Source organism: Catonella massiliensis (assembly GCF_016651435.1).
GTDB classification, from domain to species: domain Bacteria; phylum Bacillota; class Clostridia; order Lachnospirales; family Lachnospiraceae; genus Catonella; species Catonella massiliensis.
The window spans coordinates 1,092,042-1,106,507 of record NZ_JAEPRJ010000001.1; the positions used below are offsets into that span (position 1 = coordinate 1,092,042).

At 38.2% G+C, this 14,466-nt stretch carries 16 protein-coding genes; all 16 read left to right on the forward strand.

Features of this window, described 5'->3' with window-relative positions; all coding sequences use genetic code 11:
• Positions 1-29 precede the first annotated feature (29 nt).
• The 16 genes from radC (at position 30) to JJN12_RS05010 (ending at position 14,453) form a co-directional block, all read left to right on the forward strand.
• The gene (gene radC, locus JJN12_RS04935; RefSeq protein ID WP_208428638.1) at positions 30-752 is read left to right on the forward strand and encodes a RadC family protein; all 723 of its coding nucleotides are present in this window, start codon (positions 30-32) and stop codon (positions 750-752) included.
• A 2-nt stretch (positions 753-754) separates the two neighbouring features.
• Entirely contained in the window at positions 755-1,819 is a 1,065-nt protein-coding gene (gene mreB, locus JJN12_RS04940; RefSeq protein WP_208428639.1) for a rod shape-determining protein, read from the forward strand.
• Complete coding sequence (gene mreC, locus JJN12_RS04945; RefSeq protein WP_208428640.1) at positions 1,797-2,657, forward strand: rod shape-determining protein MreC; 861 nt, start codon at positions 1,797-1,799, stop codon at positions 2,655-2,657. The genes mreB and mreC overlap by 23 nt, the downstream gene beginning before the upstream one ends.
• On the forward strand, positions 2,657-3,166 hold the full coding sequence (mreD, locus tag JJN12_RS04950; RefSeq protein ID WP_208428641.1) for a rod shape-determining protein MreD: 510 nt from the start codon (positions 2,657-2,659) through the stop codon (positions 3,164-3,166). The genes mreC and mreD overlap by 1 nt, the downstream gene beginning before the upstream one ends.
• 2 nt (positions 3,167-3,168) lie before the next feature.
• Positions 3,169-6,006, forward strand: coding sequence for a penicillin-binding transpeptidase domain-containing protein (locus JJN12_RS04955; protein ID WP_208428642.1), 2,838 nt, complete (start codon positions 3,169-3,171; stop codon positions 6,004-6,006).
• Positions 6,007-6,019: 13 nt separating this feature from the next.
• A complete protein-coding gene (gene minC, locus JJN12_RS04960) occupies positions 6,020-6,694 on the forward strand; it encodes a septum site-determining protein MinC (protein WP_208428643.1) in 675 nt (224 codons plus the stop codon).
• A gap of 87 nt (positions 6,695-6,781) precedes the next feature.
• Positions 6,782-7,570 carry a septum site-determining protein MinD gene (gene minD, locus JJN12_RS04965; protein ID WP_208428644.1) on the forward strand — a complete coding sequence of 263 codons (789 nt, stop codon included), beginning with the start codon at positions 6,782-6,784 and terminating at the stop codon, positions 7,568-7,570.
• Between the two features lie 12 nt (positions 7,571-7,582).
• Complete coding sequence (minE, locus tag JJN12_RS04970; protein WP_208428645.1) at positions 7,583-7,858, forward strand: cell division topological specificity factor MinE; 276 nt, start codon at positions 7,583-7,585, stop codon at positions 7,856-7,858.
• 8 nt (positions 7,859-7,866) lie between these two features.
• Positions 7,867-9,027, forward strand: a complete 1,161-nt coding sequence (locus JJN12_RS04975; protein ID WP_208428646.1) for an FtsW/RodA/SpoVE family cell cycle protein — start codon at positions 7,867-7,869, stop codon at positions 9,025-9,027.
• Between the two features lie 24 nt (positions 9,028-9,051).
• The gene (gene mgsA / locus JJN12_RS04980; RefSeq protein ID WP_208428647.1) at positions 9,052-9,450 is read left to right on the forward strand and encodes a methylglyoxal synthase; all 399 of its coding nucleotides are present in this window, start codon (positions 9,052-9,054) and stop codon (positions 9,448-9,450) included.
• Positions 9,447-10,436: a D-alanyl-D-alanine carboxypeptidase family protein gene (locus JJN12_RS04985; RefSeq protein ID WP_208428648.1), complete on the forward strand. Its 990-nt coding sequence runs from the start codon at positions 9,447-9,449 to the stop codon at positions 10,434-10,436. The genes mgsA and JJN12_RS04985 overlap by 4 nt, the downstream gene beginning before the upstream one ends.
• Before the next feature lie 72 nt (positions 10,437-10,508).
• Positions 10,509-10,928, forward strand: a complete 420-nt coding sequence (locus JJN12_RS04990) for a twitching motility protein PilT (protein WP_208428649.1) — start codon at positions 10,509-10,511, stop codon at positions 10,926-10,928.
• Positions 10,929-11,000: 72 nt separating this feature from the next.
• Complete coding sequence (locus JJN12_RS04995) at positions 11,001-12,401, forward strand: HlyD family efflux transporter periplasmic adaptor subunit (protein ID WP_208428650.1); 1,401 nt, start codon at positions 11,001-11,003, stop codon at positions 12,399-12,401.
• A gap of 1 nt (position 12,402) precedes the next feature.
• On the forward strand, positions 12,403-13,098 hold the full coding sequence (locus JJN12_RS05000) for a YggS family pyridoxal phosphate-dependent enzyme (RefSeq protein WP_208428651.1): 696 nt from the start codon (positions 12,403-12,405) through the stop codon (positions 13,096-13,098).
• 22 nt (positions 13,099-13,120) lie between these two features.
• Positions 13,121-13,675, forward strand: a complete 555-nt coding sequence (locus JJN12_RS05005) for a cell division protein SepF (protein WP_208428652.1) — start codon at positions 13,121-13,123, stop codon at positions 13,673-13,675.
• A 1-nt stretch (position 13,676) separates the two neighbouring features.
• Positions 13,677-14,453: a YlmH family RNA-binding protein gene (locus tag JJN12_RS05010; RefSeq protein ID WP_208428653.1), complete on the forward strand. Its 777-nt coding sequence runs from the start codon at positions 13,677-13,679 to the stop codon at positions 14,451-14,453.
• Positions 14,454-14,466: the final 13 nt, after the last annotated feature.

A 14,466-nucleotide genomic window follows, 5' to 3' on the forward strand; every position in this document is an offset into this window, starting at 1 on the left:
GACTATTCCTTTTACACTAACCGATGATTATGGAGACTGTAAGAATTGGAGATTTACCGGATGAATTAAAGCCGTTTGAGAAGTATCAGAAGCAGGGTATAGATAGACTATCTGACATTGAACTTCTGGCGCTTATTCTAAGGACTGGTACAAAGAAGCTAAACTGTATTGACTTATGTAAGAAGGTGCTCGATGTTAGTGGAGGTACTTTGGCAGGCCTATATGGCAAGACTGAAAAAGAACTTCAAGATATCGAGGGTGTAGGACCTGTTAAGGCAGTGAAGATTATTTGTATCTGTGAGCTTGCAAGAAGAATAGCAAGAACGAAACGCACGTATGATGAGTCACTAGACACTGCAGATAAGATAGCTAAGCGGTATATGGAAGAAATGAGGCACTTTAAAGAGGAGCATGTCGTATTACTCCTCCTTGATATCAAGTGTAGGTTAATTAAAGAAATTACCATTAGCATTGGAACAGTTAACCAGTCTTTTCTAAGGCCAAGAGAGGTCTTTATGCAGGCGCTCAAGTACGAGGCGGTCAATATTGTTCTTCTTCACAATCATCCCAGTGGAGATCCGACTCCGAGCAGGGCAGACATACAGATTACCGACATGATACTTGAAGTGTCAAAGCTTATTGGTATTCCCCTTGTTGATCATATCGTTATCGGGGACTGCTGCCATGTGAGTCTAAGGGAAAAGGGATTAGTGGACTTTGAAACAAATAAACAGATATTTGAAAGGACTTAGTTATGCTTGGAAAAAGTATTGGGATAGATTTGGGAACAAAGAGAATCAAATATTATAGAAAAGGCGATGGAATTATCTTTGATGAGGAAAATTGCATTGCGATAGAAAACAAGGATGAGATAAGGGCCATAGGTGATGAGGCAGCAGAGATGGTGGGAAGGACGCCCGAGACGATAGAGGTAATCTATCCTGTAAACCGTGGAGTTATTGCCAATGTAAGTGCTATGGAGCTTCTTTTCAATGCTTCCTTTGACAGAATCTACGGTAAAGCAAAAAGAGCATCAGGAACCAACTTTGTTATAGCTCTTCCTACAGATATTACTGAGGTGGAGAAGAGGTCATTTGCAGACTTAGTTCATAAGTCCGGTCTTAAGCCAAAGAATGTCTCTCTGGTTGATAAGCCTATCTGCGTAGCTATGGCAGCAGGCCTCGATATCATGAAAGCAAAGGGTGTAATGACCGTGGATGTAGGTGCTGATACTACAGAGATAGCAATCATTGCTCTCGGCGGTATAGTTAGAAGCAGGCTCTTACCTACAGCAGGCAATAAGTTTGATGAATCGATTTGCAATTATATCAGACAAAAATGTGCTCTTGTCATCGGTAAGAGTAATGCAGAACAGCTTAAGATGGGTATAGCGGGAGCAGTTTCCGGACAGTCTCTTACCATGCAGGTAAACGGTAGAGATGTGGTTACAGGACTTCCTAAGCGTATGGAGATTGAGTCTGATCTCGTATATGAAGCGATAAAGGATGACCTTAAGAATATCACAGAGAACATAAAGAGCACTCTTGAGCACATTCCACCGGAAGTATCATCTGATATTATAGATGCGGGTATATATGTAACGGGTGGTTCAGCACGTATAGGCAATTTCGATAAGCTCCTCAATGCTGAGACAAGCCTTAAAATAAATATACTTGAAGATCCTCAGGACAGTGTAATAAACGGTCTTGGCAAGCTTATTGATGAAGATAACTTTAAGACGCAGCCTTATATCTACAGGCAGCCCGGATATTCAGTTAATTTAAGGAATGTAAATAATGGCATCACAAAGAAAAAATAAGATTAAGATAAAAATTGTTCCAAGATATCTGTTTATTGCAATGATTGTTATCTGCTTGGTTTTACTTATTGTATCCTATCGTTTCTCAGATAGCTTAGGACCGGTAAAATCTGTGGCAGGTAATGTTATTACACCTATGCAGGTGGGAATCAACAGGATTGGCAGTTTTTTTACGTCAAAGCTTGATTATCTTAAAAAAGTAGATGACCTGATTGCAAAAAACAAAGAGCTGACAGACAAACTAAATGAGGTCAGCTATGAGAATAAGCTATTGCTTCAGGGCAAATATGAGCTTGATAACTTTAGAAAGCTATATAATCTTGATCAGACCTACGCCGACTATCCGAAGGTAGCCGCGAGAGTAATATCAAAGGATACCAACAACTGGTATAGTAAATTTAAGATAGACAAGGGAAGTGATGACGGCATAAAGCCCGGAATGAATGTTATGGCCGGCAATGGTCTTGTAGGCATAATAACAAAGACGGGTAAGAACTATGCTGATGTACGCTCTATTATAGACGACAGCAGTAATGTAAGAGGTATGTTCCTTGATAACTCTGAAACCTGTACGGTTAAGGGTAACTTAAAACTGCTTGATGAAGGACATATTGAGGTTACCGATATCAAGAAAGGCTCAAGTATACAAGATGGATATGAGGTTGTTACGTCTTATACCAGTCAAAAATATCACCCGGGTATACTTATTGGCTATGTAAGCGGTATCAAAGTAGATCCTTCCAATATGACAGAATCAGGCTACCTCACTCCTGCAGTGGACTTTTCAAAGCTTGATATGGTGCTTATTATTACCCGTGAAAAGGAAGAATTATATTGATGAAGCGTGTTATAGGCTCTTTTATTATGGTTGTTTTATTGTATCTTTTACAGACTACGATATTTAACAACATCGCCATAGCAGGTGTAAAGCCAAATGTGATTCTCATCCCCATAGTGATAGTCGGATATAGATACGGTAGAGTCCAGGGTATGGTCTTAGGCTTCTTTACAGGACTATTCATAGACCTTAATGAATCCGACTATCTTGGATATTATGCTTTATTTTATCTCATTATCGGTTATCTGGTAGGATTTAGCAGCAAGCTTTACAGCAACGATTCTACACTTGTGCCTCTTGGCTTAGTTGGAGCATCGGATATGGTGTTGAATTTTCTTATATATGTTACAGGGTTTTTGCTTAGAAACAGGCTCGATTTACCTTATTATATGATAAGAATTATCTTGCCTGAACTTGTGTATACAATGATAGTTGCAGCCCTATTGTATAGGGTTATTGATTTTGTTTACCTTAGAATAGATTCGATAGGGAAAGGGGATGAAGCCTAGTTTTGTTAGACACTTTGATGACTTTTGTCAAAAATATCCTTAAGACAAGGACTATTCCACTGATTTTAATATACTCTGTTTTCTCCGTTGTTTTGGTATATAAGGTGTTTACCATACAGGTAGTAAGACAGGAAGAACTTACTAAGAACACTGTAAATAACGAGGAGATTACTCGTGAGACCAAGGCAACCAGAGGCAATATTTACGATTGTAACGGTGTTCTTTTGGCCTCAAACAGACTCTCATATAATGTTACCTTACAGGATTATAAGGCATTTAAGACTGATGAAGAAAAGAATGCCATGATAATAAAGTTAATTAGAATCATTGAGGTTAATGGAGGTAAGCTTTATCCTGAGTTTTATATCGAGAAAGATAAAAAAGGAAAGTTAAGATTTACAGTTGAAGGCACGGCAGAGAGCAGATTCAAGAGAGATGCCTATATGTCTACTTCTATTGAGAAGCTTACAACTGCCCAGAGAAATGCAACTGCTGCAGAAGTTTTTGAGCACTTAAGACATGGAAAGTACATGTTTGACATAAGTGACGAATACAGTATAGACGATGCTCTTAAAATCATGACAATACGTTTTGCCCTCCTTTTAAATACTTATAACAGGGGTAATCCGATTCTTGTAGCAACAAATGTCAATGAAAAGATTGTTGCCGCAGTACTTGAGAATTCCTCAGACCTCCCTGGGGCTGAGATAGCAGAGCATACATACAGATACTACAATGACAGTAAGTATTTTGCACATATCATAGGGTATACCGGCAATGTAAACGAAGGTGAAATAGCCGAGGATAAGGAGCATTATTACAATACAACTGACCAGATAGGAAAGATAGGTGTAGAATACTCCTTTGAGAAATACCTGCGAGGTAAAAAGGGTTCTGAGAAGGCCACTTTAAATTCTGATTACTATGTAACAGGTGTGGAAAATGTATCAACCCCTAAAGCCGGAGATGATATCTATCTGACTATAGACAGTAAGCTGCAGAAGATTTGCTATAACATATTAGAAAAAGAGCTGGCAGCTATCCTGCTTAGCAAAATACACAATTCTGCAAGCTACGGTGGCAAGGGCAAAAATGCCTATGACATCAAGATACCTATATATGAGGTATATAACGCCCTGTTTGATAATGGAGCAATAGACCTTGAAAGGCTTGAGAAAAAGAAGGCGGGAAAGGTTGAAAAGGCTGTCTTTTCTAAGTTTAAGAAAGAAGAGAGCAGTGTCCTAAAGAAGCTAAAGAACCTGCTGCAGATAAACAGCGTTTCAAAAGAACGTGATAACAAGACAATCAGTGAGTATATGGATTATATATATACTTATGTCAAGAATGAAAAGCTGATTGACGTGACCTTAGTCAATGAGGATGATATTAACTTCAAGGATTATATTGCACATAAGAAAAGCCTTGGAGAATTCCTTAAGTACGCAGTATCTAACAGATGGATTAATCTGCCTAAGCTTGATATAGGAAGTGAGTACTTAAGCACAGATGAAATATATAAAATACTGCTTAACTACATATTTGACAATATAACATCTGATTTGCAGTTTAAGAAAATCATCTATAAGAATCTTATATTTAATTATGAGATTTCAGGGACAGAGGTATCACTTATACTATTTTCGCAAGGTTTCTTAAAAGAGGATGAGAAAGCATACCGCAATCTCTTAAATGGCTCGCTTTCACCTTATACATTTATAAAGAGTAAGATAAAGAGTCTTGAAATAACACCTGCGAATCTGGCACTTGATCCTTGTTCAGGCTCAATGGTTATCACAAACCCTAATAATGGTGATGTAAAGGCTTTGGTTACGTATCCAAGCTATGATAACAACAAGCTTGCCAACCAAATAGATGCCAAGTACTATGCTAAGCTCTCTACTGACGGGTCCTATCCGCTTATCAACAGGCCTTGTCAGCAAAAGACTGCACCCGGTTCAACCTTTAAGATGGTGTCTGCAGCCGCAGACCTTTCAACCGGCGCCATAGGTGACCATGAGAAGATATATGCGAAAGTATTATTTACAAAGACTGACAAGCCTCCAGCCTGCTGGAGCAATGTCCCACACGGTAATATAGATATCAGAACAGCTATTGAGGTATCCTGTAACTACTTCTTTTATGAAGGCGGATACAGAATGAGTCTTGACTCTGAAGGCAAATATAACTCAAAGCTAGGTCTTGAGAAGCTTAATAAATACGCTGCAATGTTCGGCTTTAAGAAGGGCACTACTTCAGGAGTCGAATTATACGAGTACGAGCCTTCTATATCAGACACCGATTCTGTAAGATCTTCTATCGGTCAGGGCAGCTATGCATTTACACCTACCCAGATAGCAAGGTATACGGCCGCTATTGCGAACAAAGGTACACTTAATTATCTTACAGTGATTAAGGAGATAAAGGACATCAAGGGAAATACTGTGAAGAATACAGTTTCTAATTCCAAAAATAAGAAAACACCACAGATTTCGCTTAGGCCTGATGTTTGGAGCGTTATAAGAGATGGTATGTATCTTGCAGTAAACGGCAGTCGAAGTTCCCATAAAGAACTTTTTAAGAAGGTTAAGAACCTCATAGCAGGTAAGACCGGTACAGCTCAGTTTTCTAAGCAGAGAGCTGACCACAGTCTCTTCACGTCCTATGCGCCTTATAAAAAGCCAAAGATATCAGTGACCTGTGTCATTCCTAATGGTTATACCTCAGGAAATGCCGCAAGTGCTGTGGCCGACTTTTATGAATATTACTTTGGCGTTGAGGATGAAGAGGCATTAAATAAAAAAGCTGTCAAAGATAAAGTTAAAAATATAATTGCAGACTAATACAGGAGGAAAAATGAAGCAACCGGTTGTTATTAAAGCAAATAATTTTGGGCTTATGATAATTCTTGATCCAGAGCTTGAATTTGATGCTTTATGTAAAGCAGTGGCTGAAAAATTTAAGGAATCAGCTAAGTTCTTTGGAAATGCGGACATGGCAGTGGCATTTGACGGAAGAAAGCTTACCGATGACGAGGAAGAGACTATAATTGATACTATAATTCATAATTCTTCCATCAACATAGTGTGTACAATCGACAATGATCCGATAAGGGAAGAACGTTTCAAGAAAAAACTGGATCAGATAGCCATATCGGAGGATATTAGCCTTACAAAGATACATAAAGGGTATTTTAGATCCGGTCAGATGATGGAATTTGATACCGGTGTTATCATCATTGGTGATATCAATCCCGGAGCAAAAGTCGTAGCTAAGGGCAGTATAGTGGTACTGGGTGCCCTAAAGGGAGAGGCTGAAGCCGGTGCAGGAGGTAATGACAATGCTTTCATCATTGCCCTTGATATGGCACCTATACAGCTTAGAATAGGCTCAAAGATAGCCAGAAGTGCCGACAACACTGCGTTTTCAGGTAAGTCTAAGTGCTTATCACCTCAAGTTGCCTTTGTTGAAAATGACAATATATGCATTGAGGATCTTGATAAAAATGTACTTGATTCACTACAAATATAAAAAAAGTTTACTTATTCACTTGTAATTAATTCATTTTAATTATATTATATTATTGATGGAATATTGATTTAGTTAGGAGATTTTTTTATGGGAGAAGTTATTGTTATAACCTCCGGTAAGGGTGGTGTTGGAAAAACCACTACTACAGCTAATGTAGGTACCGGTCTTGCTATGCTTGGTAAAAAAGTAGTTCTTATCGATACTGATATCGGTCTTAGAAACCTTGACGTGGTTCTTGGACTGGAGAATCGTATTGTGTATAACCTTGTTGATGTAATTGAGCAGAACTGCAAAATCAAGCAGGCGCTTATTAAGGACAAGAGATATGAGACTTTATATCTTCTTCCTAGCGCTCAGACAAGAGACAAGGATGCTGTAAACCCCGAGCAAATGGTTGCACTTACTGAAGAGTTAAAGAATGAGTTTGATTATATTATTCTTGATTGTCCTGCCGGTATAGAGCAAGGCTTCAAGAATGCTATTGCGGGTGCAGATAGAGCGATTGTAGTTACCACGCCTGAAGTATCAGCAGTAAGAGATGCTGACAGAATAATTGGCCTTCTTGAAGCAAATGAGATTAAAAAGACAGAGCTTATAGTCAACAGGCTTCGTATGGACATGGTTAAAAGAGGTGACATGATGTCAAGTGAACAGGTTCTTGATATCTTAGCCATCAGCCTTCTAGGTGTTGTTCCTGATGACGAAAATATCGTTGTAGCTACCAATACAGGGGAGCCTCTTGTAGGTAACGATAGTCTTGCAGGTCAGGCATATATGAATATTTGTAAGAGAATAACAGGCGAAGAAGTACCTTTACTTGACCTTGAAAGCAAGAAAGGATTTTTGGCACGTCTTGGAGAAATATTTAAGAAGTAAAGGAGTTAAGCTATGAGTTTAATGGATTTTTTCAAGAAGAAATCTTCGGGACAACAGGCAGTAGACAGGCTTAAGCTTGTGCTGGTATCAGACAGGGCTAACTGTTCTCCTGAAATCATGGAGCAGATTAAAAATGACATACTTAAGGTTATTTCAAAATACGTTGAAATAGATGTTGATGGACTTGACATTAAGATTGAACAGACAGAGTCTGATTCAAGGAACGGCTCTGTACCTGCAATCTGTGCAAACATCCCTATTAAGGAGATGATAGGGAAAAGGTCATAAGGATACTGATGTTAAAAAATAAAAAATACGATTTTAAGGATTTTAGTTTTTCCTTACTTGCAGCAGCTTTGTTGCTTTGTCTTATCTCTGTCTATTGCCTCTTTAGGTCTGATGGAGCAGGAATGGCAAAAAGACAGCTGATTGGTGTTGTGTTGGGCTTGATTGTCGCTATAGTAGGAGCGTTGATTGACTACCATTTAATTTGCAAATTTGCAATCATGTATTATTTAATCGGAATAATATTACTTGTACTTGTTAGATTTACGTCCTTTGGTATTGACTATGATACCGGAGCTTATAGATGGCTTGCGATAGGTTCTGTTGTTATTCAGCCGTCTGAATTAGTTAAAATAATACTTATAATAGTGTTGGCTGTATTATTTTCAAAAGTCAAGAATAAGCTGAATAAATGGTCGATATTTGCTTTAACAGTGGTGATTATGATGCTTCCAACATCACTAATTCTCATACAGACAGATCTTTCATCCAGTATGGTATGTATGTTTATTTTTGCTATTATGATTTTTATGGCAGGACTGAGCCTTAAAATTATTGGTATTACCCTAGCTGTATCTGTCCCTGTTTGTGCCGGACTATTCTGGTATGTTATTCAACCGGGGCAAAAGCTGCTTACCAATAAACAGCAACTTAGAATTCTTGGATTCTTAAACCCTGAAGAATATGCACTTACTGAAAGATATCAGCAGATAAACTCTGTAAATGCTATTGCCGCTGGTAAGGTTTTGGGAAAAACTCTTGGCGGAGACACTTCGGATTTCAGACTTTTTAATAAAGTATTTGTTAATGAAAGTGACTTCGTTTTCTCGGTTCTTGCTGAAGAGCTTGGATTTTTAGGCTGCGTTTTGGTCATAGTTTTATTTGCTTTTATAGTATTTAAGTGCGTATTGATAGCTAGAAGAACAGCAGATTTTACCGGCAAGATGATAGCGATTGGTGTATCTGCGATGCTTGCGTTCCAGTCTTTTGTTAACATTGGAGTTGCTACAGCGCTTTTGCCAAATACAGGACTTCCGTTGCCGTTTCTAAGCTATGGGTTGTCGTCACTGCTAAGTAATTTCTTAGCAATAGCAATGGTATTAAATGTTGGCCTTCAAAAGGCAAAACATGGATTGACATTTAATTCAGGAGAGAATGAAATATTATTTTAAATAAACACTGTAAAGGGGTGGAATATGAATATTGGTTTAGTTGCTCATGATGCGAAAAAAAAGCTGATGCAGAATTTTTGCATTGCTTATAGAGGCATACTAGGCAAGAATACTTTATACGCAACCGGGACTACCGGAAGGCTTATAGAAGAAGTTACCAATCTAAATGTGCACAAGTATCTTGCCGGACATTTAGGTGGTGAGCAGCAAATGGCTGCGCAGATAGACCATAATGAGATAGATTTGGTTATATTTTTAAGAGATCCACTTTCTTCAAAGACCCACGAGCCTAATGTAAGCAACATTCTTAGGCTTTGTGATGCTAACAATATCCCTGCTGCAACTAATCTTGCATCAGCTGAGCTTATGATAAAAGCTTTGGATAGAGGCGACCTTGACTGGAGAGAATTGTATAAGTCATGATTAAGTTAAAAAGTAAAATAATTCTTGCAGCCCTGTGTGGAATTATATTGACCGGCTGTGGAAACAATGCCATAGCATATTTCCCATATGGGGATGAGGGAACAGGCGGCAGAGCTTATGAAAAGGTAACCTCTGCCTCTGATATCTCTCTGATGTCAGATGGTCTCTGTGTAATCACAGACAAAAATGTTAATAAATTAACAGACAAACCATCGTTTAATGCTAAGTCGGTTATAGTAGCTAACGAAGAAAGTCCTATTTATGCTAAGAATTGCTTTAAGAAGATGTACCCTGCCAGTCTTACAAAGATGATGACTGCTTATGTGGTTTTTACCAAAGAAAGTGATTTGGATAGGGTAGTAAAAATAAATGGAGAAGCAATTAAAATCACTGAGCCTTATGCTAAGAGAATGAGGCTTATGGATGGAGACCAGCTTACTATAAGACAGCTCTTAAATGCTGCTCTTGTAACATCTGCCAATGATGCGGCAAAGGCTCTTGCTGTTGCTGTAAGTGGAAGTGAAGAGAAGTTTGCCGTTCTTATGAATGAAGAGGCTAAGAAAATAGGAGCTACCCATAGTAGATTTGTAAATAGTACCGGACTTCACGACAATGCCCACTATACTACCTTGTATGACCAGTATCTCATATTCCATAAGCTTCTTGAAATCCCGGAATTTGTTAAGATAATTAATCAGGGGTCATACACATTAGAATATAAAAATGTCCTGGGTAACAAGGTCATAACTAAGGTCATTTCTACCAACCAGTATCTGGCAGGCTTGCTTAGAGTACCTGACGGATATACAGTTATAGGAGGGAAGACAGGTACTACAGATGAGGCAGGCTCTTGTATTTTGATGTCATTTAAGTCATCAGCCGATAAGAATTATATCGTGGGTATTCTTAAAGCATCAGATAGCCTCAACCTCTATGCGCAGCTTGGAACTGTTTTTGAAAATTTACCTCAAAATACTTCAAACTGATTGAATTTTATGGTATTTTGACATATAATATTAGTGCTTAATAAACTTTTTCATATAAAGGAGGGTTTTACTATGGTAAATATTATTTGTGGGGAAAAGGGAAAAGGTAAGACTAAAGTAATACTCGATAAGGCCAATGAAGCAGTGAAAACTTCAGGTGGTAATGTTGTATTTCTTGACAAGGATCTTGCTCATATGTATGAGCTCAACAATAAGATCCGTCTTATAAATGTGAAGGATTTCTTTGTAGAGAATTCTGGAGAATTTATTGGATTTGTTTGCGGAATTATCTCTCAGGACCACGATCTTGAGGCTATTTTCCTTGATAGCTTCCTTAAGATTTCATTGACAGATAAGGAAACAATGAAGCCTGTATTAGATAAGATTATTCAGGTTGCAGATAAATACAGTGTTGACATTATTCTCAGTCTTTCTGTTAAGAGTGAGGAACTTCCTGAGGAATATAAGCGTAATGTGCTGGTTTCCTTATAAGATTATTGCTTTATTTTACAGACTGTCACATTATTTTTGGTGTGGCAGTTTGTTTGTTTGGAGGGATAGATATTGGCAGAAAGAAAGATGACAAAGAGAAAGAGAAGTAATGTTGTCCGATACGGAGGGAAAAACCAATTTCATGTAGGCTTTGTTGTTTTTGGAATCATATTGATTTATATATTAGGACACACTATTTCTTATATGCTAAGAGAAAAGACTTCGATATACAGAGTAGTAAGTGATGAAAAGACCGAGGTTATCAATACTACCGGATTAGCTTTAAGAGATGAAAATGTAGTAAAGTCCAAAGAAGCAGGATATATCAATTATTATGTAAACGGTAACTCAAGGGTGAGAAGAAAAGAAGCAGTATTTTCCATAGATAAGACAGGAAAAATATATTCAAAGCTTACTACTGACGACCAAAGTGATGAGTCGGGGGAGAGAATTACAGGAATACTACATCAGTTCCAGATAAACAGAGATGATAATTTCCTTAGCACCTATGGTCTTAAAGAGTCTATGAAAGAGACTGTTATGACTACTTCGGGCAAAAAGATTATGGCTTCACTTAAAAAGTCTTCTGACGCAAAGGGGTCTTTTAGCGTTAGCACCGCAAGCGACAGTGGTATTGTAGTATATGGAGCCGACGGGCTTGAGAATCTTACCGAAGACAACATTACTTCTGATATATTTGAGAAGCAGAACAGCTATATACTGAAAATAGCTACTGAAAATGATGGTAAGGTCGAGGCAGGAGTTCCTGTGTACAAGCTTATTTCAGATGAAACCTGGAAGATAGTGGTTCCTGTCAATGAAACTCAGATAGAACTGCTTAAGGATAAAGGCTATGTGGATGTTAATGTTGACAACAAGGGCTTTAATGCAAAGGCAAAGGCGGATATCACTGAAATAAACGGGAGCAATTATCTCGTTCTGACATTTTACAACTATATGGTGGACTATGCTGACAAGAGATTTGTGAATGTGTATATTGTGCTAAGAAGCGTAACCGGCCTCAAAGTGCCAAAGTCTTCAGTGGTTGAAAGACAGGTATATGAGATTCCCGAAGAATATTATATGAATGGAGGCGGCAATAGGACAGGAGGATTTACCCTGCGCAGTACCAATAAGAGTGGTGAAACAGTGACTAGTTATGTTGAGGCAGACATCTGCTACAGGGATACTAAGAAAAAAATGGTGTATGTAGATGTAAATGAGGGCTTTAAGTCCGGGGATGAACTAATGGCTGCCAACAGTCAAAATACGTATACGGTTAGCGCTACTAAGCTTATGAAGGGGGTATATAATATTAATAACGGTTATCCGCGATTCAGGCACGTAGAGCCTGATACGGACATTTTGACGGGTGACAATAGTGAATATTATCTCATCCCTATAGATAAAGGCTATAATATAAGTGAATATGACAATATAATTCTTAATGCGGATAAGATGGATAAGGAGTAATATGGAAATATCTGATAACCTGAGATTAGTTGAAGCAAATATTGCAGCTGCCTGCAAGCGTGCAGGAAGAAAAAGAGAAGAGGTAAAGCTTATAGCGGTTAGTAAGACTCATCCTGTAGAAGCTATAAAAGAAGCCATAAGATGTGGGATAAGGTCATTTGGAGAAAATAAGGTTCAGGAGCTTAAAGACAAGCTGGAGAAGCTTGACGAATCTCTTGATTGGCATCTAATAGGCCATCTTCAGACCAACAAAGTAAAATATGTGGTTGGAAAGGTCTCGCTGATACATTCTCTTGAAAGTGTTAGACTGGCAGAAGCGCTTGAAAAGGAAGCGGTCAAACGAGGAGTGATTGTGGATGTACTTGTTGAAGTAAATATTGCAGGGGAAGATACCAAGTTCGGTGTGTTGCCTGAAAATGTGGAAGATTTTATTAGAGAAGTGGCAAAATTCGAGCATATAAGAGTGAAAGGATTGATGACGGTAGCGCCTATTGCTGAGGAATCTGAAGAAAATCGTAAATATTTTAAAAATCTTAATAAAATAATGGTTGACTTGAATAGCAAAAACATTCATAATGTGAGTATGAATGTCCTTTCGATGGGAATGACCGGTGACTATGAAACGGCAATTGAAGAAGGAGCTACTCTAGTTAGGGTGGGTACCGGAATATTCGGTCACAGAGACTATTCGATTTGAGATTAATAATAGGAGTGTGTTTATGTTTAAGAAGATTAGCCATATGTTTACGTCATTCAAAGACGGCAGCGACTATGATGATGACTATGATGAGGATTATGAAGATGAGCTTGAAGAAGAGCGTTTAGAGTCTTCAAGATCAAGACAGCTTAGAAGAAACGACTATGATGATGACTACGATGATGAGGATGAAGATGAGGAGCCTTCATTCTTTGAGAAAAAGAAGAAAACAGCTGCTCCAAAGGATAATCGCAAGGTTATACCTATTAAAAAGAGTGGAAGAGCAGGAACAGAGGTCTGTGTAAAGCTCCCTAAGGGGTTTGATGAGGTTGAAGACATTTGTGATAAGTTGCTTGCTGGCTCTATTGTTGCCCTCAATCTCGAAGCACTTGATACGGTAGAAGCACAGCGTATAGTGGACTTCGTTTTTGGAACGATGCACGCAATCAATGGTAAGTTCAGAGCCGTATCTAAGTATGTTTATATCATATCACCTGAGAATGTTGAGCTTTCAGTTGAAAATGAAGAAGAGCTTATAGATACTCTCTTTGCTGTACCAAAGTTAAATGGACAGTAATATGGATAAGGAAGAAAATTTAGTATTCAGGCATTTGCTAGACTTGGCAAAGCTGTCTTTTGCCAGAGATATAAGTGTTTTTTCAGATTTTCTTAATAACAGGGAAGTTGCAATTTTAAAAAGACAGGTGGCAGACCTTCCGTTAGGAAGGTTTTTCCTATATGGAGGCTTAGAAGACGCAGAGAGAGTCATGGTTTGTTTTCCTGCATCGTATGAGGATAGAGAAGATATTAAGTTCCCAATTGAGTGTATTGAAATACTTATAAAGAGCGTAAAGTATGAAAATAACTCGCTTACACATAGGGATTTTCTTGGAGCCATACTTGGGCTTGGAATAGACAGGAAGCTGATAGGTGATATCTTTACCGTATCAGAAAATGGAAGTATAGTTAAAGCCTTTGTATTTTGTCAGGAGAAAATTGCTGATTTCATCGTAAGTGAACTTAGGCAGATTGGAAGATGTAATGTAAGTGCACAAAGGACATCTGTAGACAAAGTTATGGTTTGCAGACGGATTGAAGACAAGTATGGTACTGTACCATCACTTAGACTGGACGTAATAATCGGAGAGGCTCTTAACCTTTCCAGGACTAAGGTAAAGATGTTGATTGATGGAGATAAGGTCGCTGTTAATTCGGCAGCATCATCAACGAGCCATTACCAGGTATCAGAAGGTGATGTAATATCCGTAAGAGGTTTTGGAAAATTTATTTTTTATGGAAGTTTAGGAAAAACAAAAAAAGACAGGCTACAGATTCATATCGGAAAATATTGTTAATTTGCAGGAGGGG

Coding starts and splice junctions, on each gene's coding strand:
- JJN12_RS05010 (WP_208428653.1), top strand. CDS start 13,677: ATGGATAAGGAAGAAAATTTAGTATTCAGGCATTTGCTAGACTTGGCA.
- JJN12_RS05000 (WP_208428651.1), top strand. CDS start 12,403: ATGGAAATATCTGATAACCTGAGATTAGTTGAAGCAAATATTGCAGCT.
- minD (WP_208428644.1), top strand. CDS start 6,782: ATGGGAGAAGTTATTGTTATAACCTCCGGTAAGGGTGGTGTTGGAAAA.
- JJN12_RS04975 (WP_208428646.1), top strand. CDS start 7,867: ATGTTAAAAAATAAAAAATACGATTTTAAGGATTTTAGTTTTTCCTTA.
- mgsA (WP_208428647.1), top strand. CDS start 9,052: ATGAATATTGGTTTAGTTGCTCATGATGCGAAAAAAAAGCTGATGCAG.
- mreC (WP_208428640.1), top strand. CDS start 1,797: ATGGCATCACAAAGAAAAAATAAGATTAAGATAAAAATTGTTCCAAGA.
- minC (WP_208428643.1), top strand. CDS start 6,020: ATGAAGCAACCGGTTGTTATTAAAGCAAATAATTTTGGGCTTATGATA.
- mreB (WP_208428639.1), top strand. CDS start 755: ATGCTTGGAAAAAGTATTGGGATAGATTTGGGAACAAAGAGAATCAAA.
- mreD (WP_208428641.1), top strand. CDS start 2,657: ATGAAGCGTGTTATAGGCTCTTTTATTATGGTTGTTTTATTGTATCTT.
- JJN12_RS05005 (WP_208428652.1), top strand. CDS start 13,121: ATGTTTAAGAAGATTAGCCATATGTTTACGTCATTCAAAGACGGCAGC.
- JJN12_RS04985 (WP_208428648.1), top strand. CDS start 9,447: ATGATTAAGTTAAAAAGTAAAATAATTCTTGCAGCCCTGTGTGGAATT.
- radC (WP_208428638.1), top strand. CDS start 30: ATGGAGACTGTAAGAATTGGAGATTTACCGGATGAATTAAAGCCGTTT.
- minE (WP_208428645.1), top strand. CDS start 7,583: ATGAGTTTAATGGATTTTTTCAAGAAGAAATCTTCGGGACAACAGGCA.
- JJN12_RS04990 (WP_208428649.1), top strand. CDS start 10,509: ATGGTAAATATTATTTGTGGGGAAAAGGGAAAAGGTAAGACTAAAGTA.